At 70.6% G+C, this 19,500-nt stretch carries 17 protein-coding genes; 5 read left to right on the top strand and 12 right to left on the bottom strand.

The genetic code is table 11. From position 1 onward, the window contains the following. Position 1: 1 nt before the first annotated feature. From FOF48_RS33920 to FOF48_RS33905, 4 genes are all read right to left on the bottom strand, one after another. Entirely contained in the window at positions 2 to 2,323 is a 2,322-nt protein-coding gene (locus tag FOF48_RS33920; RefSeq protein ID WP_143908724.1) for a hybrid sensor histidine kinase/response regulator, read from the bottom strand. Positions 2,324 to 2,385: 62 nt separating this feature from the next. After that, entirely contained in the window at positions 2,386 to 3,636 is a 1,251-nt protein-coding gene (locus FOF48_RS33915; protein WP_143908722.1) for a methyl-accepting chemotaxis protein, read from the bottom strand. Between the two features lie 5 nt (positions 3,637 to 3,641). Then, a complete protein-coding gene (locus FOF48_RS33910) occupies positions 3,642 to 4,052 on the bottom strand; it encodes a Frizzy aggregation protein FrzB (protein WP_235685820.1) in 411 nt (136 codons plus the stop codon). Then, positions 4,049 to 4,534, bottom strand: a complete 486-nt coding sequence (locus FOF48_RS33905) for a chemotaxis protein CheW (RefSeq protein WP_143908843.1) — start codon at positions 4,532 to 4,534, stop codon at positions 4,049 to 4,051. The genes FOF48_RS33910 and FOF48_RS33905 overlap by 4 nt, the downstream gene beginning before the upstream one ends. 179 nt (positions 4,535 to 4,713) lie before the next feature. On the opposite strand from FOF48_RS33905, the gene FOF48_RS33900 reads away from it, so the two are divergent. Then, positions 4,714 to 5,574 (top strand): response regulator, encoded by an 861-nt coding sequence (locus tag FOF48_RS33900; protein WP_143908720.1) that lies wholly within the window; start codon positions 4,714 to 4,716, stop codon positions 5,572 to 5,574. Positions 5,575 to 5,586: 12 nt separating this feature from the next. Here the strand turns inward: FOF48_RS33900 and FOF48_RS33895 are convergent, their stop codons facing one another. Continuing rightward, a complete protein-coding gene (locus FOF48_RS33895; protein ID WP_143908718.1) occupies positions 5,587 to 6,267 on the bottom strand; it encodes a hypothetical protein in 681 nt (226 codons plus the stop codon). Positions 6,268 to 6,299: 32 nt separating this feature from the next. Beyond that, a complete protein-coding gene (locus FOF48_RS33890) occupies positions 6,300 to 7,610 on the bottom strand; it encodes a radical SAM protein (protein ID WP_143908716.1) in 1,311 nt (436 codons plus the stop codon). Between the two features lie 178 nt (positions 7,611 to 7,788). Between FOF48_RS33890 and ald the strand changes: the two genes are divergently transcribed. From ald to FOF48_RS33870, 4 genes are all read left to right on the top strand, one after another. Next, positions 7,789 to 8,916, top strand: a complete 1,128-nt coding sequence (ald, locus tag FOF48_RS33885; protein WP_143908714.1) for an alanine dehydrogenase — start codon at positions 7,789 to 7,791, stop codon at positions 8,914 to 8,916. A gap of 254 nt (positions 8,917 to 9,170) precedes the next feature. Then, positions 9,171 to 9,812, top strand: a complete 642-nt coding sequence (locus FOF48_RS33880; RefSeq protein ID WP_143908841.1) for a sigma-70 family RNA polymerase sigma factor — start codon at positions 9,171 to 9,173, stop codon at positions 9,810 to 9,812. Between the two features lie 52 nt (positions 9,813 to 9,864). After that, positions 9,865 to 10,716: an anti-sigma factor gene (locus tag FOF48_RS33875; protein WP_143908712.1), complete on the top strand. Its 852-nt coding sequence runs from the start codon at positions 9,865 to 9,867 to the stop codon at positions 10,714 to 10,716. Positions 10,717 to 10,903: 187 nt separating this feature from the next. Further along, complete coding sequence (locus tag FOF48_RS33870) at positions 10,904 to 12,673, top strand: response regulator (RefSeq protein ID WP_143908710.1); 1,770 nt, start codon at positions 10,904 to 10,906, stop codon at positions 12,671 to 12,673. 70 nt (positions 12,674 to 12,743) lie between these two features. Here the strand turns inward: FOF48_RS33870 and FOF48_RS33865 are convergent, their stop codons facing one another. Genes FOF48_RS33865 through FOF48_RS33840 form a run of 6 tightly spaced genes read right to left on the bottom strand, consistent with a single transcriptional unit; the run spans position 12,744 to position 19,460 of the window. Continuing rightward, the gene (locus tag FOF48_RS33865) at positions 12,744 to 13,886 is read right to left on the bottom strand and encodes a hypothetical protein (protein WP_143908708.1); all 1,143 of its coding nucleotides are present in this window, start codon (positions 13,884 to 13,886) and stop codon (positions 12,744 to 12,746) included. Further along, positions 13,883 to 14,653: a type III pantothenate kinase gene (locus FOF48_RS33860; RefSeq protein ID WP_143908839.1), complete on the bottom strand. Its 771-nt coding sequence runs from the start codon at positions 14,651 to 14,653 to the stop codon at positions 13,883 to 13,885. The genes FOF48_RS33865 and FOF48_RS33860 overlap by 4 nt, the downstream gene beginning before the upstream one ends. A gap of 12 nt (positions 14,654 to 14,665) precedes the next feature. Continuing rightward, positions 14,666 to 15,667, bottom strand: a complete 1,002-nt coding sequence (locus FOF48_RS33855) for a biotin--[acetyl-CoA-carboxylase] ligase (RefSeq protein ID WP_143908706.1) — start codon at positions 15,665 to 15,667, stop codon at positions 14,666 to 14,668. A gap of 12 nt (positions 15,668 to 15,679) precedes the next feature. Next, positions 15,680 to 16,303 carry a hypothetical protein gene (locus FOF48_RS33850; protein ID WP_143908704.1) on the bottom strand — a complete coding sequence of 208 codons (624 nt, stop codon included), beginning with the start codon at positions 16,301 to 16,303 and terminating at the stop codon, positions 15,680 to 15,682. Positions 16,304 to 16,305: 2 nt separating this feature from the next. Continuing rightward, a complete protein-coding gene (locus FOF48_RS33845) occupies positions 16,306 to 17,223 on the bottom strand; it encodes a HEAT repeat domain-containing protein (protein ID WP_143908702.1) in 918 nt (305 codons plus the stop codon). A gap of 53 nt (positions 17,224 to 17,276) precedes the next feature. Next, entirely contained in the window at positions 17,277 to 19,460 is a 2,184-nt protein-coding gene (locus FOF48_RS33840; protein WP_255442972.1) for an HTH domain-containing protein, read from the bottom strand. Positions 19,461 to 19,500 lie beyond the last annotated feature (40 nt).

Here is a 19,500-nt window from a genome sequence, read left to right as displayed (position 1 = left end):
CTCAGGTCAGCCGATCGATGGACTGCGCCAGGCTCTCCACGCCCAGCTCGCCCTTGACCAGGTACGCATCCGCGCCCGCGTCCAGCCCGCGCCTCTTGTCTTCTGGCGACGCGAGCGACGACAGGATGATGACCGGGATGCGCGCCACGGCGGGCGTCCCCTTCAGCCGCCGCGTGAGGGAGAAGCCGTCCAGCTTGGGCATCTGCACGTCGGTGAGGATGAGATCGTACGTGTTCGTCTGCACCTTCGCATACGCCTCCTCGCCGTCCTGCGCCTCCTCCACGGAGTGGCCCAGCGCCTTGACGAGCGCGCCTTCCGTCGCGCGCGCGATGGGCGAGTCGTCCACCAGCAGCACGCGCAGCCGGCGGCTGGCGGGCGCCTGGGTGACGGGGCGGGCCATGCGGCGCACCTCCGTCATGATGTCCGGCACGTGCAGGAGCACCGCGATGCGCCCGTCCTCCAGCGCCGCCGTGCCCGCGATGAAGGGCGCGCCCTTGAGGAACTCACCGCCGCAGGGCTTCACCGCCACCTCGCGCTCGTCCACGAAGCCGTCCACCACCAACGCGGCGTAGTCGTCGCCGTGACGCACCACCACCGCGGGCGGCTTGTCGAAGCGGTTGCCGCCGTTGAGCCCCAGCAAGGGCCCCAGCGCCACGAGCGCCGTGGGCTTCCCCCGGTGCCGCACCGCCAGCGTGCCGAACACCTCCATGCGGTCATCCGGCTTGATGCGCATGACGGCCACCACGTCCGCTGCGGGCATGCCATAGACGTCGTCGCCCAGGCGCACCAGCAGCACCTTCATCAGGGCGAGCGACTGCGGCAGCCGCAGCGTGACGGTGGTGCCACGGCCCTGGCGGCTCGTGACGCCCACGGACCCGCCCAGCGTCTCCACCTTGCGCTTCACCACGTCCATGCCCACGCCGCGGCCGGACAGCTCGCTGACCGTCTCGCGGGTGGAGAAGCCGGGGCGGAAGATGAGCTCGATGGCCTCGCGCTCCGACAGCGCCGCGGCCTGCACCGGCGACAGGAGGCGCTTGTTGACGGCCACCTGCTTGAGCCGGTCGGTGTCCATGCCCCGGCCGTCGTCCTCCACCTCGATGTGGAGCATGTCGCCGTCCACGCGCACCCGGATGCGGATGCGGCCCGTGTCGGGCTTGCCCATCTGCTGGCGGAAGTCCGGAGACTCCAGGCCGTGGTCCACCGCGTTGCGCAGCAGGTGCACCAGCGCGTCGCGCACGTCGGCCAGCATGGACCGGTCCACGCCGATGTCGGCGTTCTCGATGATCAGGTCCACTTCCTTGTTCTGCGTCTTCGCGATGTCGCGCACCGCGCGGGGGAACGCGTCGAAGACGGTGGACAGCGGCACGAGGCGCGCTTCGGCCACGTGGTCCGCCAGCTGCGCCAGGTTGCCGTGCAGGGTGTTGATGCCGTCCCCGTTGCGGCGCACGAAGCGGAACGCGTCGTCGCGCAGCATGTGCAGGTCGGCCTCCGCGCGCTCCAGCTCCGTGCGCACCGCGTCCGGCACTTCCACGTCCTCGGAGATCCGCAGGAAGCGGTCGCCCAGGCGGCTGAAGCGCTCGAACAGCTGCGCCGTCTCCGTGCTGCGAAGCCGGCCACGGGCGCTCTCCACCAACAGGTCGCCGGCGAGCAGGCCCAGCGAGTCCAGCACCTCCACGTTCACGCGGATGCTGCGATCCGCGATGGAGCTGGCCTTCGCGGGGTTCGGGGCCTCGTCCTCCTTCGCGGGCGCGGGGCTGGGCGCCGGGGCGGAGGGCGGTGCGACGGGCGCGGCCTGCGCGGGCGGCATCGCGGCCACCGCGGACGAAGCCGCGGCGACCGCGGGCGTGGCCGCTGGTGGCGGAGCCACGACCTTTGGCGGGGCCACGGGCGGCGCGGCGGAGGCGGCGGGCTTGCGCACCGGGCCCAGGGCGGGGACCGGATGGCCGGACACCTCCGACAGGGCCTTGACCATCTCCTCGGTGGCGGACGTGCCGGTGTGGGCGGCGTCCAGGTCCTCCAGGAGGTCCGACAGCACGTCGCATGCGCGGAGCATGACGTCCGTGGCGGTCTCGGTGGCCGTCTTGCCTTCGCGCTCGGCGCGCAGGACGTCCTCGGCCGCGTGCGCGAGCTGCCCGATGGCGGCCAGGCCCAACATGCGGGCCTCGCCCTTCATCGTGTGCAGTTCGCGCGCGACGTCGTCCGCGGCCTGCTCCGCGGTCTCCTTCTCCAGGTCGATGACTCCCAGTTGGATCTTCTGGAGTCGGTCGGCCGTGACCTCCTGGAACTTCTTCAGGAGGGATTTCTTGAGGGCCTCGGTGTCCATGGGTCGCGGGCGTCAGGGCGCGCGAGGCGCCCGTCGACCCATTTCTCCCCTCAGGAGAACGTCTAGTCGGCCTTGAAGCGCTTGATGAGTTCCGCGAGCCGGCCCGCGAGCTGGGTGAGCTCGGCGGCGGCCCCGGTGGCCTGCTTCGACGCCTGCGTCGTCTGGCGCGTCACGTCCTCGATCTCCGCCATGGAGGCCACCACCTGCTCGGTGGCCGTGCGCTGCTGCTGGGTCGCCAGGTTGATGACCCGGGCCGCGTCGCTCGTCTCCTGCACGCCGGCGAGGATGCCCTCCACGGCCTGCGCCGCCACCGCGCCCAGCTTCTCACCGGACTCCGTGGCGTGCTTGGACGCGTCCGCCGCGCCCGCCGCCGCGGCCGTGGCCTCGCGGATCTCCGTGATGAGGTTCTTGATCTCCTTGGTGGACTCCAGGACGTTCTCCGCCAGCCGGCGCATCTCCGCCGCGACGATGGAGAAGCCCTTGCCCGCCTCGCCCGCGCGGCTGCCTTCCAGCGCCGCGTTGAGCGCCAGCAGGTCGGAGCGGTCCGCGATCTCGTCGATGACCTCCACCACCGTGCCAATGCGCTCCACGCGCTTGGACAGCTTGGAGATGGAGTCCGCCACCGCGACCCCGTCGCTGCGGATCTGCTGCATGGCCTGGATGAACTCGCCAATGGCGCCACGGCCCGCGCGGGCCGCGCCCAGCGTCTCCTCCGCCACGCGCGCCACGCTGCCCGCGTTCTCCGCGATCTGCGCGGAGGCGTGCTTCAGCTCCTCCATGGTCGCGGTCGTCTCGTGGATGGCCGCGGCCTGCTCGGTGGAGGACGTCTCGTGCTGCGTGGACGCCGCCAGCACCTGGTTGGCGGAGGACGACAGCCGCAGGGCGGCCTCGTTGATCTCCCGCACGAAGATGCGCAGCGTCTCGATGACCTTGCCGAAGCCCTCCAGCAGGGGCCCGAGCTGGGGGTCCTCGGTGGACGTGTTCCAGCGCGACAGGTCGCCCTCGCGCACCAGGATGATCAGCGAATCCAGCGCCTGATCGATCTCCTGGGCCGCCACCTGCTTGCGGTGTTCAGCGGAGGAGAACTGCTCCAGCACCTGGTTGAGCAGGTGGCCAAAGCCCGTGGGGTCCGCCTGGACGCGATCCTGCGGCACGCGCGCGTTCAGGTTGCCGGACAGCACCGACATCAGCGTGTCGGTGAAGGGCTTGAGCGGATCCACGACCGCGTTGGCGCTGGCGGCCTTCGCGCCCGGGGACTTCCTCGCGCCGCGGGACTTCGCCGCGGGCTTCTCGTTGGGGCTCTCCAGGGACATGTGTGTCAGTGCCTTCCTTGCGTCTTCAAGGTTTCCGCCAAATCAATGAGCAACACCGGACGCCCTGCCTCACCCTCCAGGCAGACGCCCACCGCGTAGGAAGCCGCCGCCGCCGCGGACGGCATGCGGCGCAGCACGCCCAGCGCCACGGAGCGCACCCCGTTGACGCCGTCCACCTTCAGGTGGCCCTCGCCCTCGGGGGTGTCGAAGACCAGCGCGCGCAGGCCCTTGTGGGGCAGGCCCAGGGCGGGCACGGTGAGGTCCTCCGGGAGCGCCCGGTCGATGCGCAACACCTGCGACGCGTCCGTGCCGTATTCGGCGTCGCCAATCTGGAAGAAGAGGATGTCCACCTCTCCCAACGGTGCGTCCGGATCCAGCTCGGGCACCGGCTCGTCCAGGAAGGCGTTGGCGCTCATCGCATCACCGCGCGCTGACGGGCCGTCTGAAGGAGCTTGGAGAAGTTGAGCAGGTTGAGGCTGTCCTGGGGGCCCGTGCCCTGCTGCACGACGCCCAGCAGGTGTTCGGCGGCCTGATCACCGCCCAGGGGCGGCGGGAGGATGTCCGCCACCGGCACGCGGCGCAGGCCGAGCACGGTGTCCGCCACCACGCCGGAGACGTAGCTGCCGCTGACGCCCACGAAGATGCGGGTGCGCTGACCGATGCGCGCCTCGCCCTTGCTGAGGAAGCGCAGCAGGTCCACCACCGGCAGCACCTGACCGCGGTGGCCGGTGACGCCCAGGATGAACGACGGCGTGCGCGGCAGCGGCGTGAGCAGTCCGGCGCGCAGCACCTCGAGCACGTTCTCGCTCGGGACGCCGAAGCGCAGCTCGCCCACGCGGAAGCAGAAGAATTCCTGCTCCGGCCGGGCCTGGGCGGCCACCGTGCGGTCTGGCGCCATGCGCAGCGCGCGTTGGAGGGGAGTGGAGGTCGGGGTCAAGGCAGCGAAGTATCCTGGACGGGGAGAAAGGGGGTCAAGGGTCCATCGTCCCAAGCGGACCGGCCGCCTGCTCTCCGTTTCGATGGTCCGCCGTGGACCAAAGGTGTAGGGTTGTGGGCTGGGAGCCCCTGAGGAGGACGATGTCCCGCGTACTGGTCATTGACGACAGCCCGATGCTTCTGGAGCTCACCGTCCGGGCCCTGACCGCCGCCGGCTACGAGGCCAGCGGCGCCCAGGACCTGGCCGCGCTCGACCAGAAGCTCACCGAGGGCCCGTTCGCGCTCATCCTCATGGACGTGAACATGCCGGAGATGTTCGGCGACGATGTCGTCGAATACCTCCGCCGCCAGAAGGGCGTCACCGCCAAGCTCGTCCTCTACTCCGACATCTCCGAAGCGGAGCTGGACGCGAAGACGAAGAACTCCGGCGCGGACGGCTACATCCTCAAGAGTGGAGGCCTGGAAGGCGTCCTGGGGGGTGTCATGGGACTCATCGGCGCCCCGGCGCTGAACGTGCCCGCCGCGGTCCCCTCCCCCGCCCCGGCCGCGAGCCCCGCCGCCCCCGCCGCGGCGCCCCCGGCCGCGCCCGCCGCCGGCGCCCTGAAGGCGGTGGCCGCCGGCGCCCGCAAGCCGCGCATCCTCATCGTGGATGACAGCGAGATGACGGCGCGGATCATCGAGGCGGACCTGGTGTCCAAGGGCTTCGAGGTCCACGTCGCGGACACCGCCGACAAGGCCACGAAGATCATCCTGAAGAAGCAGACGCGCCCGGACCTGGTGCTCCTGGATGTGCGCATGCCCAACGTGAACGGCGAGCAGTTCTGCCGCTTCATCAAGAGCAACAGCCTCTTCAAGGGCATCAAGGTGCTGCTGTGCTCCGGGGAGAACGTCGAGGAGCTCCAGCGCATCTGCCGCGAGGCCGGCGCCGACGGCTACATCCCCAAGGACGCCGTGATGGGCAACCTCGTCGCCAAGGAGCTGATGCCCCCCGGCGCCGAGTAGTCCCCGCTCGCCTCAGGGCATCTTGGCCGCCTCGGGCTTCCCGGCATCCGCGGCGCAGGAGCCCTGCTGGGCCAGCGCCTTCATCTGGTTCTGAACATCCGCCGACTTCGCCTCGCTGGGCTTCGCCTCCACGTACCGCTGGAGCGCGGCCAGCGAGTCGCAGGGCCGGTTGAGCGCGTCATAGGTCTTGAGCAGCGCGTTGAGGATGGGCCGCTGGGCGGGCTGGAGGTCGAAGGCCTTCTGGAAGTCCGCCGCGGCGCCTTCGTTCTGGCCCAGGGCCTCCTGCGACAGGCCCCGCCACACGTGGTAGCTGGCGTTCTCCGGCTGCACCGCCACCAGCGCCGTGGCGTCCTTCAGCGCCTTCGCCTTCTCCCCCTGCCTCGCGTTGGCCGTGTACGACAGCTGGAGGAGGACGACGTTGGGGCCGCACGCGGCGACGAAGGTGTCCGACGCCCGGGCGACGCCCTTCAGGTCGTTGGCGCTCATCAGCAGCTGCGCGTACTCCTGCGCCTTCGCCTTGTCGCAGGGCGTCTCCTCCAGCTCCGCGCGCAGCTTGCGCACGAGCGGCTTCTTCAAGCCGTAGTCGAACTCCGGCTCCTCGGGCGCCTTGCTGCACGCGCCGAGGACGGTGACGGCGCCAGAGGAGACACAGATGACGGCGATGCGGAACGCGGACGAGAAGGAGACGGACATGCCCGGCTCTGTAGCCGTCCCCTCCCGGAGGGTCAAACCCCAGGCGTGCCCGCGGCGTTCTCGCGCTCGTCCAGGCCCCGCGCGAAGTTGCCGATGATGAGCCCTGGCCGCGCCGTCTTCAGCCGCTGCAGGAGCGTGCGGATCCCCACCGGCTCGCCGCCCGCGCCCTGGCCTCGCGCGACCTCCAGGTACTGGAGCGGGTCGATGCACAGCGAGCGCGTCTGCACCTGATCCACGCGGTACTTGCGCACCAGGTTCTCCAGCGCCTGGACCTCGCCCTCGCGGTCGGTGACGCCGGGGAACAGGAGCAGGTTGAGCGCCAGGTACGCACCGCGCTCGCGCGCCAGCGCGATGGACGCCTCCACGTCCTCCCAGCCGTACTTCACCGGCTTGTAGTAGGCCTCGTAGAGGCCCTTGGTCGCGGCGTTGAGCGACACGCGGACGGCGTCCAGCCCGGCGTCCAGCAGCGCCTCGAGCCCGTGCGTGAGGCTGGCGTTGGTGTTGATGTTGATGGAGCCCCGGTCCGTCTTCGCGCGCATCAGGCGGATGGACTCCGCGATGAACTTCCAGCGCGTGAGCGGCTCGCCCTCGCACCCCTGGCCGAAGCTCACCATGGTGCGGCCCGGCGCGTGCTCCAGGTGGTACAGGCCGATGGCCGCCATCTCCTCCGCGGAGGGACCGTCATCCATGCGCTCGTGCGAGGCCGGAGGGCCGTCCGCGGGCTGATCCGAGATGCAGCCCACGCAGCGCGCATTGCACATCACGGACGCGGGGATGGCGCCCTCGTCGCGCGCGTAGAAGATGTTCTGCGACGTGAAGCACCGGTACAGGAGCGCGCACGTCTTCAACTGCTTGAGCACGCGGCTGTCCGGGAAGCGCTCCATGTGCGCGCTGACGAGCCCCTTCAATTCAGGCGTGGAGTACGCCTCCGGCTCCCAGTGCGAGCGCCGGTCGGTGTGGATGGCCCACGCGACCGGACCGACCTTGCCCCACGCCGCCGCCGTGTATGCCCACTGAGGCAACACGGGCCCGCTGCCCTTCACCTCCCCGGGCAGGAACGTGCGCGTGTAGCCGGGCGGCAAGAGCGCGCCCACCGCGTTGGGCACGAACGTCTTGCCCCCCGCCTTCATCTCGCGCACCAGCTCCAGCTCACCCGAGTCCGGGTTGAGCCCCACGGGCAGGCGGCCAGGCAGGTGCACCAGGCGCCCCGCCGCCGGCAGGGCGATGGGCTTGTCCTGCGGTGGCACGAGTTCCTCGCCGCTGCGCAGGGTGGCGATGAGGTAGGGATGCTCCATCACCCGGCCCTTGGGGTCCGCGAAGAGCAATTTCGGCGCGTGCGTCATGGGCCGTTAACTAACACGGGTGGACCGCGATGCGTCCAACGCCTCGCGTCATGTGGATGGATGAATGAAGTCCATCACAGCCGACACTCCTGGCGCCGGAGCGCGCCTTGAAAGCGCAGGTGCGCTGGTCTATGGGTCCGCCACGTTTTCCGCAGTCCCCCATTCGTCGGAGGCAGTCGTGATCGTCGGAGTTCCCAAGGAGATCAAAACCCGCGAGTACCGTGTCGGCATGGTGCCCGCGGGCGTTCGCGCGTTGACCAGCGCGGGCCACACGGTGCTGGTGGAGACGAACGCTGGCGTCGGCTCCGGCATCCCGGATTCGGAGTACCAGCGCGTCGGCGCGCAGATCATCTCCAGCGCGGATGAGGTCTGGAAGCGCGCGGAGATGATCGTCAAGGTGAAGGAGCCCATCGCGCCGGAGTACGAGCGCATGCAGCCCGGGCAGATCGTCTACACGTACTTCCACCTGGCGGGCGTGGATCCGGAGCTCACCAAGACGCTCATCAAGAAGAAGGTCACGGCGGTCGCCTACGAGACGCTCCAGCTGGACGACGGCAGCCTGCCGCTGCTCAAGCCCATGTCCGAGGTGGCCGGCAAGATGGCCATCCAGGTGGGCGCCGCGTGCCTGGAGAAGGCCCACGGTGGCAAGGGCATCCTGCTGGGCGGCGTGCCCGGCGTGCGCCGCGGCCGCGTGGCCGTCATCGGCGGTGGCGTGGTGGGCCTGTGCGCCGCCAAGGTCGCCGTCGGCATGGGCGCGGAAGTGACCATCCTGGACGTGAACCTGGAGCGCCTCACCTACCTGGACGACGTGTTCCTCGGCCGCGCGCAGACGCTGGCGTCGGACACGGAGTCCATCGCGCGCACCGTGCGCGAGTCGGACCTCGTCATCGGCGGCGTGCTCATCCCCGGCGGCAAGGCGCCCAAGCTGGTGTCGCGCGAGCTCATCGCGGAGATGGAGCCCGGCTCCGTCGTCGTCGACGTGGCGGTGGACCAGGGCGGCTGCATCGAGACCTGCAAGCCCACCACGCACGACAACCCCACGTTCACCGTGAGCGACGTCGTCCACTACTGCGTGGCCAACATGCCCGGCGCCGTGCCGCAGACGTCCACGTTCGCGCTCACCAACACCACCCGCCCCTACTCCCGGAAGATCGCGGACCTGGGCCTGGTGGAGGCCATCAAGTCCGACCGCGCCCTCCAGCGCGCCATCAACACCTACAACGGCCACATCACCTACGAGGCCGTCGCCAAGGACATGGGGTACGACTACGTGCCCCTGATGGACGCGCTCGGCGGCAAGCGCTAGCAGCTGCCTGCCCCCCGACCGGCCAGCCCTGTGCTGGCCGGTTGCCTGGCGGGGACCCTCGTCCGGGGGTCCCCACCGGTTCCCACCCTGTGGAATAAATGATCCCGCCGGGCGTCTCCGCACTCCAGAAGCGGGCATGCGGGCGGCGCGGCAGGGGAAAGCGTTGTTGACCCGTCTGTTCCGGTGCATAGATTGACCGTTAGGCAGGCGACGCATTCCCCAATCATTTCGGGCCCCTGGAAGGCGGGAGCATGATGCTGGACTTCAGGCAACCCAACCGGACGAAGCAGGAATTCGAAGAGCTGGCGCTGGCGCACCTGGATCCGCTCTATTCGGCGGCCCTTCGGTTGACCAAGAACGAGCGCGACGCCGAGGACCTGGTGCAGGACACCTGCATGCGGGCCTACCGCTTCTTCGACAAGTTCGAGCGCGGGACCAACATCAAGGCCTGGCTCTTCAAGATCCTCACCAACACCTTCATCAACCGCTACCGCCGCAAGGTGAAGGAGCGCACGGTGGTGGAGGGCGTGGAGCGCGAGGCGGTCCACGAGCGCTTCGTGAGCCGGGACGCGACGGACTTCGCGGCCAACCCCGAGCAGTACTTCTTCGACCGGCTCCTGTCGGACGACGTGCTGCGCGCCATCGACTCGCTGCCCATCGACTTCCGGCTGGTGGTCATCCTCGCGGACCTCCAGGAGTTCTCCTACAAGGAGATCGCGGAGATTCTGGAGTGCCCCGTGGGCACGGTGATGAGCCGCCTGTTCCGCGGACGCAAGCTGCTGCAGAAGACGCTGCGCGAGTACGCCGAGGGCCAGGGTGTCTTCCGTCACGACGGAGACCCGGTCCAGGTACCCGCGGATCTGGAAGAGTACCGGCGCCGGAAGAAGGCAGGCTAAAAAGCAGTTGGAGGGGCGTCGTCTTCTCTCCGACCCGCCTCATCGAGCGCCCATGACCTGCCAGGAACTCGAGCGGTTGCTGTATCCGTACCTCGACGGCGAATTCCAGCCCGAGGAACGCCACGATGTGGAGTCGCATCTCGAAGGCTGCGCCGCGTGTGTCGCGCGCGTGGACGAGGAGATGCAGCTCCGTCAGACGCTGCGGCGCGCGGCGAAGCACGCCGTCGCGTCCAAGGGCACGCGCGCGCCGGCGTCGCTGCGCGCGGGCATCCAGTCCGGCCTGCACCGCGAGCAGCGCCGCGCCCAGGTGAGCCAGTGGCTGCGCGCCGGGGCCATGGCCCTGGTGGTGGTGACGGTGAGCGGCGGCTGGATGATGTACCAGTCCGGGAGGGCGCAGAAGGCGACCATCCTGGAGGCCGTGCAGCGCCACACGCGCCAGCGGCCCCTGGAGTTCGTCGCGGGCACGCCGGAGCAGATTGAAGCGTGGTTCAACGACAAGGTCGAACACCGCATCACCCTGCCCCGCCTCCAGCAGGCCCGGCCCGTGGGCGCGCGCTTCTCCACGCTCAACGGCCAGGAGGTCGTCTACGTCAGCTACGAGACCCAGCCGCACCGCGCGAACGAGCCCAAGCGCAACATCGGCGTGTTCGTGTATCCGGCGACGGGCCAGCGGGTGATCAAGGACGAGGGCCCCACGGTGGAGAACGTCGCGGTGGACTCGAGCCAGGCGTACAACGTCGTCACCTGGCGTGATCAGGACATCACCTACGAGCTGGTGACGGACATGGACGACGCCGCCATCCTGCAGATGCTGAGGGATCAGGAGCTGCGCTCCAACGGTCTGGTGCGTCCCGCCCAGGTGAAGCCCGCCGTGAGCATCCAGCCCGTCTCGCTACAGCCCTGAAGTAGCCGGACATCGTGGGGGCCGGGTGGTCGCCTGCTCAACTGAATACCGGGCGTTGCGCCCGGTGTGAAGATTGACGGTCCCATGCATGGCCGATAGCCTCGACGGCGATTCTCCTCTCGCGCGCCACCGCTGAGTTTTCTCGGTGTCACACCGCGCGCCGCACCCCCAGGATGGCCGTCCCTTCATGTCCAAGCGAATCCTGATCGTCGAAAGCGACGCCACCCTCTCCGCCACCCTGCAGCAGGCACTGGAAGCCCGGGGCTTCACGGCGCAGACGACGGGCGACGGAAAGGGCAGCGTGGAGCTGATCCGCCGTGAGCGGCCGGACCTCGTGGTGCTCGCGGTGGACCTGTCCGCGGGACAGAACGGCTATCTCATCTGCGGCAAGCTGAAGAAGGACGACGAGCTGAAGACGGTGCCCATCGTCATCATCGGCAGCCCGGACGGCTTCGCGGCCCATAGCAAGCTGAAGGCGCGCGCGGACGAATACGTGGCGAAGCCGGTGGACACCTCCGTGCTGGTGGACCGCGTGGGCGGCGTGATCGGCTTCCCGGAGCCGCCCGTCAGCGAAGAGGTGGTGGACGAGAGCCTCACCCTCGACTCGCTGGGCAGCGAGCCCGCGACGGACTTCGGCGAGGAGATCGCCGTCGACACGGGCGAGGAGCCCGCGGTGGCCGGCGAAGACCTGGACATGCTCGACGACGCCTTCGGCGACCTGTCCGAGCCCGTCACGGGCACTCCCGAGGAGGAGCCCGTGGTGGCCCCGCCGGAGGAGGCGGAGACGCCGTCCGCCCTGGAGGAGATCTCGGCGCTCGACTCGCTGGGGCCGGACAACGACGACTCGCTCGACGTGCTGGGAGACCTGGGCGACGAACCGGAGGAGAAGACCGTCGTCGGCTTCATGCCGCCGGTGGATCCGGAGCCGGTGGTGGCGCCCACCCCGCCCCCCCGCGCACCCGCCGCGCCGCTGCGCGCGGTGCCCCCGCCCGCCGCCGCCCGCCCCGCGGTGGCCGCCGTCGCGGTGACGCCGATCTCGACGGGACCGTCCGCCGCGGACGTCGCGGAGCTGCGCAACCTGCGCGCGAAGGTGGCGGAGCTGCAGAGCGCGCTGGAGGACTCGCGCGGCCAGGCGTCGCAGGCCGAGGAGCGCGTGCAGTCGCTGGAGTCCGAGCTCCAGGCGAAGACCACGGAGCTGGAGGCGTCGCGGTCCACCGCCGGGAAGAGCGACAAGGACACCTTCGCGCTGCGTGACACCGTCAACAAGCGCGACAAGGAGATCCTCCGCCTCAAGTCGGAGCTGAACCAGAAGGACCAGGAGATCATCGAGCTGAAGGATCAGCACCTGGAGCTGGAGCAGAAGGCCAGCACCTCCGACGAGGAGCTGAGCCGCCGCGACGCGCAGATCAAGACGCTCACCAGCCGCACCGAGCAGCTCACCACGGAGCGCAAGCGCGTGGACCAGCAGCTCGCCACCGCCAAGGAAGAGGCGCGCGGCGCCACCGCGAAGCTGGGCGCGCTCCAGGCGGAGCTGGATCAGCACCAGGCCCAGGCCCAGGCCTTCCAGGGCGAGTCCGAGTCCCTTCGCGCCCAGCTGTCCCAGCAGGACGCGGACCTCCAGGCGGCGCGCGAGGAGGCCGAAGGGCTGCGCGCCCAGGTGGAGGCGGCGCAGGTGGAGGCCGAAGGGTTGCGCTCGCAGCTGGAGCAGTCCCAGGCGGATCTCTCCGCCCAGGGCGCCCAGGCCGCCACGGAGGCGGACGGGCTGCGCTCGCGCATCAGCGAGCTGGAGCAGGCGGCGGTGCGCAACGAGGAGCGCGTGACGAAGCTCTACGCGCGCATCAAGGGCGACGAGAAGCTGCGCGAGAAGACGAAGAAGGCGCTCGCCATCGCGCAGCAGCTGCTGGATGAGCCCGGCACCTCCGTGGGCGACGACGCCGACGAGGAAGCCGCGGCCTGAAGCACCCGCGGGCGGGGGAAGGCGCGGGAAGCACCCGCCCTCCCCTCCCGAAGCCCGGGGACGGCCCGGGCTACTTGCCGCCGTCCTTCTTGGGGGCGGTCTTCTTTTCATGCAGCTTCTTCGCGAAGGACTGCACGGCGGCGGGCACGTTCTTGTCGCGCGACAGGTCCTTCAGCTCCGCGTCGCGCAGCGTGTTGAGGAACTTCATGGTGACGGTGAGCGGCACCTTGGGGTTCTTCACCAGCGCGAGCTTCACCTTCTGCATCTTCGTCCACTCGCGGTTGTTGTAGATGACGCGCAGGACGTCTTCGTTGACGGCGCGGTTCGCGGCGCTCGCGAGCACCTCGCCGTCGGTGATGCGCGGGCTGCGGATGACGGCCACGCAGACGAGCTTGTTGGTGTCGCGGATGAGGGCGGAGCGCGCCTCCTTGTTGCCCAGCGTCCCCAGCTTGATCTTCTCCGCGATGGACATCTTCATGATGCGCTGCGCGAGCGTCAGGCGCTTGCCCTCCTCCATGGGGGCGGCGTCCTCCGCCTGCGCTTCCGTGCCCAGCTCCTGGAGCACCTCCTCCGCGGTGGGGCCCGGATCCGGCGGCGCCGCGGCGGCCTGCGGGCCGTAGATGCGCACCCGGGCCGCCTGCATCGCCGGCACGTCCGCGAGGATGAGGCCGCTGCGCACCGCGAAGTCGCAGACGCCGTCCACGAGCGACGCCGGGACGCCGGGGTTCACGCACAGGTTGCGAACGATGGACTCGTTGCGCAGCAGGCGCAGCTGGTTCTGGGAGATGATCTCCGCCACCTTCGGACTGCACGTGGCGGCCACGTCGGCCACGGCGTCGTCCGGCGTCTCGGAGTTGAGGACCAGCATCTCCGCGTAGGCTTCCTTGTCCTTGAGCAGGCCCAGGAAGTAGCCCAGCACGGGCGGAGGCACGCCTTCGTCGCGCAGCGCGGAGCCCAGGATGCGGTCCGGCAGCGACGCGCACGTCTTGGCGGCCGTCTCGCGCACGTTCGCCTCCGGATCGAAGGTGAGCATGAAGAGCGCGCCCAGCATGTCCGCCGGATTGAGCGGCACCAGCGACTTGGCCGCCATCATCCGCAGCGGCACGGGGGCGTTGGGGTCCACGTGCTTGCGCAGGTTGGGCGGCAGGAACTCTGCGTTGAAGGGACAGCCCGGGGGCGGGGCCGGAATGGTGGGATCAGTGGCGGTGCTCATGACGCGTGATTCCTTCCGTAGATGATGCGCAGCCCTTCCAGGGTGAGGAACTCATCCACTTCCTGGATGGCCTTCGATTCACTGGCCACCAGCGGGGCAAGGCCCCCGGTGGCCACCACTTTCGCGGAGAAGCCCATCTCCGCCTCCATGCGCGCGCACAGGCCGTCCACCATGCTCACGTAGCCGTGGACGAGCCCGGACTGCATGGAGTGCACGGTGTTGCGACCCACCACGTGCGGCGGCCGCGCGAACTCCACGCGCGGCAGCTTGGAGGCGTTCTGGAACAGGGCCTCCATGGAGATGTTGACGCCCGGACAGATGGCGCCGCCCAGGTACTCGCCCTTGGGCGTCACCGCGTCCAGCGTCGTCGCGGTGCCGAAGTCCACCACGATGAGGCCGCGGTGGTGCTTCTCGTAGGCGGCCACCGCGTTGACGATGCGGTCCGCGCCCACTTCCCGCGGGTTGTCGTAGAGGATGGGCATGCCCGTCTTCACGCCCGGCCCCACGAACATGGGGCGCGTCTTGAAGTAGCGCTCGCTCATCTTCTCCAGGCTGAACTGGAGCGGCGGCACCACGCTGGACACCACCACCGCCTTCACCTGGTTCGCGTCGATGCCGCTCCAGCCGAAGAGCTGGCGCACCAGGATGCCGTACTCGTCCGCGCTCCGGCGCGCGCTCGTCTCCAGGCGCCAGTGGTCCAAGAGCCGCCGGCCCTCGTACACGCCGAGAACGGTGTTCGTGTTGCCAACGTCGATGGCCAGGAGCATCACGCGCGCACTCTAGCGTTGGGGACGCAGCTGCTCCACGTCCCCCGCCAGCACGCGCTCCACGCGGCCGTCCGCCGTGCGCACCATCAGGGCGCCCGAGGGGTCGATGTCCTCCGCGAACCCCTCCCAGTCGCCCCGGTCCGTGCGCACCCGCACCTGCTGCCCCAGGGTGCTGGAGAGGGCCTTCCAGCGGGTACGCACCGCGTCGAAGCCAGAGGCGAGGTACGCGTCCAGCCAATGCTCCAGCCGCGTCCAGAGGGCCGCGGCGAAGGGGGCACGGGCCACCGGCCGCCCCAGGACCTGGGCCAGTGACGTGGCCGTGACGCGCAGCTCCTCCGGGAAGTGCTCCTCGCCCGCGTTGAGGTTGACGCCCACGCCCACGATGACGAAGTGGACGCGCTCGGGTTCGGCGGACAGCTCCGTGAGGATGCCCGCGACCTTCCGCCCTCCCAGCTGGACATCATTGGGCCACTTGATGGCCGCGTCCGTGCCCGCCTCGCGCAGCGTCTCCGCCAGCGCCACCGCGGCCACCAGCGTGAGCTCCGGGGCACGCTGCGGGGACAGCTCCGGGCGCAGGATGGCGGAGAAGTACAGGTTGAGTCCTGGGGGCGACACCCAGGCACGGCCCCGGCGGCCCTTGCCCGCGGTCTGCTGTTCGGCCACCACTACCGTTCCGTGGACCGCGCCGTCCTGGGCCAGCCGGAAGGCCGCCGCGTTGGTGGAGCCGATGGAGTCGTGGTGGTGCAACACCCGCCCCACCGCGCGGGTGCCGAGCAGCGGATGGACCTCCAGCGCGGAGAGCCGATCCGGCCGGCCCACCAGCCGGTAGCCCTTCGCGGGGACGGCCTCGATGCGGTAGCCCTTCAGGCGCAGGGACTCCACGTGCTTCCACACGGCGGTGCGCGACAGGCCCAGGCGGTTCGACAGCGCCTCGCCGGAGATGAAGGCCTCCCCGCCCTCGGCGAGGAAGTTCAGGATGCGCGCATCCTGCGTGAGCTCGTTGGGAGTCTCCACGGAAGCGGGACCTCAGTTCGGGGCGGGCGTGGCGGCGGGCTCGGCGCTCGGGCCCGGTGCGTTCGCCTTGAAGGAGATGAGCTCCAGCTCCGTCTGCGGCACGCGCTTGCCCTCGTGCTCCGTGGCCACGTCCACGCGGACCAGGCCCACGCCCGCGGCGAAGGTCATCGTGTTGACGAGCGTCGTCTGCGCGTCCACCCGGTTGCGGCCCTCCACGCTCACGCAGTTGGAGAAGGAGCCCGCGGGCACCTTGCACGCGAAGCCCACCTGCACCAGCTGATAGCGCTCCGTGGACGACACGGACACGACGTTGTTCCACCCGCGCCCGGCCTCCAGCGGGCCTCGCAGCAGGTAGCGCTTGGGGTCGCGCAGGCCGAAGCCGTCCACGGCGAGCTGGCCGCCCTGGTTGTCCAGGAAGTACCCGTCCTGCTCCTTGACGATCTCCACCGTGACGGGCTTGTCGTCGCGCCCGTCCAGCCGGTACGTCCACTGGTTGCCCACCGCCAGCGGGTAGTATTGGGCGATGGATTCGGGCGAGGGGCGTGCGTCCGTCTCCACGCGCTTCGCGCAGCCGGAGCCCAGGAGCGTGGCGGCCAGGAGGGCCACGCCCCCCACCATCGACAGCGATTGCTTCATGTTCAGGGGTCCGCGTGGCCCTGGCCACGCGCCTCCAACGTTGCGTGGTTGCGTGATGCGTAGAGCGTGTCCAGCGCCTGCTGCGCGGCGGCCTGCACCGACGGCGTGTCATGGCCCTGGGCGACCGTGTAGAGGTACGCCTCCGCCTCCGGGCCGCCAATCTCTCCCACCGCGAAGACGATCTCCTGCAGGAAGCCGGAGTCCCGGCCGCGCGCCAGATCGATGAGCGCCGGTACCGCGCTCTTCGCCTTCATCTCCGCCAGCGCGCCGATGGTGCGGCGCACCTGATCCGCGTCGCTGGTGTCCTTGAGGCGATCAATCAGGAGCGGCGCGGCCGCGGGGTGCTTGCGCTCGGCCAGCGTTCGGAGGGCGAACTCGCGGATGCGCGAGTCGGCGGCCCGCAGGTCCGCCACCAGCGCGTCATCCGTCCTGTCCAGCGCGGACAGCTGGAGCACCGCCGACTCCGTCACCTGGCGCAGCACGTTCTCCAGCGCGGCGCGCATGGCGGCCTGGCGCCCCTCCACCGAGTCCTCCGCCACGGGCGCCTCGCCCAGTCCCACGACCTCGTAGCGCTGGGGAGTGTTGCCGCCGAAGCGCTCCAGGGACAGGTTGGCGCCGACCTCCGCGAAGCTGTGCGGATTGCCGTCCTTCAGCACCTCTCGCGTGAAGGGCACGTCCAGCGTCAGCCGCCAGGGGCGGGCCTTCTTGGGGACCTCGTCGCCCAGCAGCTCGAAGCGCCCGGAGGTCGCCAGCGCGTCGGAGAGCAGCTCCTTCACGCCGTCCTGCCCGAAGCCCAGGAGCGCGTTGTCCTGCACGGTGGCCCCGGCCAGCTCCACCGGCGCCACCGGATAGCGCGGGGCCTGCGAGCGGCAGGCCCCGAGGAACAGCACGCAGGAGGTAAGCAGCAGGGCCGGCTTCATGGCCCCCCCAGGCTAACACTCCCGCGTCCACCGCACCCGATTCCGTGCGGGCTTCAGCCCTCCTTGTTGCCCTCGGACGAACCCTCCGTGGAGGAGGACACCGGCGCCTCGTGCACTTCGCGGGCCTCGCGGATCTCCGCGGGCTCCCCGGTGGGCGTCGCCTCGGCGGACGACTCCTCGTGGGGCAACGCCGCGGTCGCGTGCGGGGTCACTGCGTCGGACGCGGCTTCGGCCCGGGCCTCGCCTGACTCCGGCGCGGATCCAGACGGAGCCTGCACCGCTTCGCCCGCCTGCCAGGCATTGCCCACGCCTTCCGGCGCGGCGGCGGCCTCACTGTGAGGAGGGCTGGCGGGCACCTCCGGGGTCACGGCCTCGCCCGCGAGCGCGGCAGGCCCTTCAGCGCCACCCGCGGACGGCGCGGCGCTCTCCCCGGAAGCTGCGGCGGCCTCGCCGTTGGGCGCGGCGGCCTCGCCGTTGGGCGTGCCCTCCGCTCCGCGCGTGCCACGGCCCCGACGGCCCCGGCGGCGGCGGCGGCGGCGCTTGCGCTCGGAGGCGTTGGCGTCGGTCGCGGCGCCACCCTCGGCGCCCTCCTTCGCTCCGCCCACGAAGGCGCTGGCGGCCTCCAGGTCATCGTCCTCGCCCTCGTCGTCACCGTCCTCGGACTCGTCCTCCTCCGACGTCGGCGTGAACCCGGCGGCGGCCGGCGGCGCGGGGGCCACCGGAGACGCCTTGGACTCGGGGGCCTCGGCACCGGACGCGGCGGCGTCGCGGGCCTCGGCCCGTTCGCGCTGACGGTCGCGGCGCCGCTCGGAGCGCTCCGCCCGGTCACCGCGCTCGGGACGCTCCGCGCGCTCCGGCCGGTCCGTGGCGGGGGTGGCGGCCTCCACTTCGCCGCCCTCCTCGCGGGCCTGCTTCTCGCTCTTGCGCTCCTCGCGGCGGCGCTGGGCCTCCTCGGCGTCCAGCTTCGCGGCCTCGAAGAAGCGCTCGTCGATGTCGTACAGCTCCACCTGGGTGACGGTGACGGCCGTCTTCGCCTCCAGGAACTTCTCGCCCAGGGCGTCTCCGCACCACAGCATCACGAGCGAGCCCGTGGCCTGCGCTTCGGAGCGCGCGTCGCCACGCACCTCGCCCGCGCTCACCAGCAGGCCCACCTGCGCGGAGTAGTGGCCCAGGTCGCGCCGCAGCTCCTGCACCGTCTTGCGGTCGATGCCCGGCACGCCCTTGAGCATGCGCACCGCGTAGCGCAGCTCCACGCTGCCCTCGCGCTTGCGCGCGGTGAGCAGGGGGCCTTCCTTGGAGCGCTTCGCGACCTTCAGCTCGCGGAAGCCCAGCCCGTGCATCATCTTCACCACGGACTTCTCGAAGGTGCCCACGTCCGCGTCGCCCAGCCGCTTGCGCAGCCCGCGCGCCACCGCCCGGCGCGCGTCCTTGAGGGCCGTGCGCGCGGTGGTGATGAGGGCCTCGTCGACCAGCGGCTCGGCACCCGGGGCGGGCTTGCCCAGCACCGGGCGGCCCCCCTCCAGCGGAATGCCCAGCGCCTGCGCGAAGGCGGCCTGGAGCTCCAGGGGCGGCGCCTCGCTCGGCGCGCCCGCGCGCTCCAGCGACACCTCGCCGGTCTCCTGGTTGAAGGCGTACTGCGGCCGGCGGCCCGCGTCGATGCGGCGCTGGTTATCCTCCAGCAGGGCGGTGAGCACCGCCTCCACCGTGGTCTCCTCGGCGCACAGCTCCTTCGCCTTGGCGCGCTCGATGAGCTGATCCGTGCGCAGCGCGACGTCCGCCTCGCTGAGGATCTCGAACACCACCTCCGGCAGCGGCGGGAAGCGCTTGCGGCGTCCACCCCGCTCCTCGTCGCCCTCGTCCCTGCGGCGCTTGCGCTCCGTGCCCCGCCCCGACGCGCGCACGTTGTCCGTGCGCGGCTCCGGGTGGCGCTCCACGGGCCGCAGCGGAGGGAGATCCTCCTCCGGATGCGGCTCCATCACGCCCGTCTGAGCAAGTGCCTCGGCATCCTCGGAGAGCGACCAGTCCGTCAGCGCGAAGGTATCCTTCGCCGTGACAATCACCTTGCGATCCCGCGTCCGTCTCGCCATGGCAGCCAGACGCGACAACATCGTCACCTCTGGGGTCTTGCCGATGTGGGACAGCAGGCTCAGCTGGATGGACTTCTCCGTGATTTCAAGGAAATGCAGGGGGCGACCTTCGCTCTCCAGTACCCTGAGCGCGGCCTCGTAAAATGTCATCGAGTATTCCCCAAGAATTCCGAACGGTTACAAAAATGTA

The organism is Corallococcus sp. Z5C101001, assembly GCF_007352635.1.
GTDB lineage: Bacteria > Myxococcota > Myxococcia > Myxococcales > Myxococcaceae > Corallococcus > Corallococcus silvisoli.
Note: the sequence above shows the minus strand (reverse complement) of the source record. Positions and strands in the feature narration are given on the sequence as shown.

Bases quoted from the DNA above. Each gene is read 5' to 3' on its own strand.
- FOF48_RS33865 (WP_143908708.1), bottom strand. From the start codon at position 13,886: ATGAGCACCGCCACTGATCCCACCATTCCGGCCCCGCCCCCGGGCTGT.
- FOF48_RS33845 (WP_143908702.1), bottom strand. From the start codon at position 17,223: ATGAAGCCGGCCCTGCTGCTTACCTCCTGCGTGCTGTTCCTCGGGGCC.
- FOF48_RS33890 (WP_143908716.1), bottom strand. From the start codon at position 7,610: ATGACGCACGCGCCGAAATTGCTCTTCGCGGACCCCAAGGGCCGGGTG.
- FOF48_RS33840 (WP_255442972.1), bottom strand. From the start codon at position 19,460: ATGACATTTTACGAGGCCGCGCTCAGGGTACTGGAGAGCGAAGGTCGC.
- FOF48_RS33895 (WP_143908718.1), bottom strand. From the start codon at position 6,267: ATGTCCGTCTCCTTCTCGTCCGCGTTCCGCATCGCCGTCATCTGTGTC.
- FOF48_RS33915 (WP_143908722.1), bottom strand. From the start codon at position 3,636: ATGTCCCTGGAGAGCCCCAACGAGAAGCCCGCGGCGAAGTCCCGCGGC.
- FOF48_RS33850 (WP_143908704.1), bottom strand. From the start codon at position 16,303: ATGAAGCAATCGCTGTCGATGGTGGGGGGCGTGGCCCTCCTGGCCGCC.
- FOF48_RS33870 (WP_143908710.1), top strand. From the start codon at position 10,904: ATGTCCAAGCGAATCCTGATCGTCGAAAGCGACGCCACCCTCTCCGCC.
- FOF48_RS33860 (WP_143908839.1), bottom strand. From the start codon at position 14,653: ATGCTCCTGGCCATCGACGTTGGCAACACGAACACCGTTCTCGGCGTG.
- FOF48_RS33920 (WP_143908724.1), bottom strand. From the start codon at position 2,323: ATGGACACCGAGGCCCTCAAGAAATCCCTCCTGAAGAAGTTCCAGGAG.
- FOF48_RS33875 (WP_143908712.1), top strand. From the start codon at position 9,865: ATGACCTGCCAGGAACTCGAGCGGTTGCTGTATCCGTACCTCGACGGC.
- FOF48_RS33900 (WP_143908720.1), top strand. From the start codon at position 4,714: ATGTCCCGCGTACTGGTCATTGACGACAGCCCGATGCTTCTGGAGCTC.
- FOF48_RS33880 (WP_143908841.1), top strand. From the start codon at position 9,171: ATGCTGGACTTCAGGCAACCCAACCGGACGAAGCAGGAATTCGAAGAG.
- FOF48_RS33910 (WP_235685820.1), bottom strand. From the start codon at position 4,052: ATGAGCGCCAACGCCTTCCTGGACGAGCCGGTGCCCGAGCTGGATCCG.
- FOF48_RS33905 (WP_143908843.1), bottom strand. From the start codon at position 4,534: ATGGCGCCAGACCGCACGGTGGCCGCCCAGGCCCGGCCGGAGCAGGAA.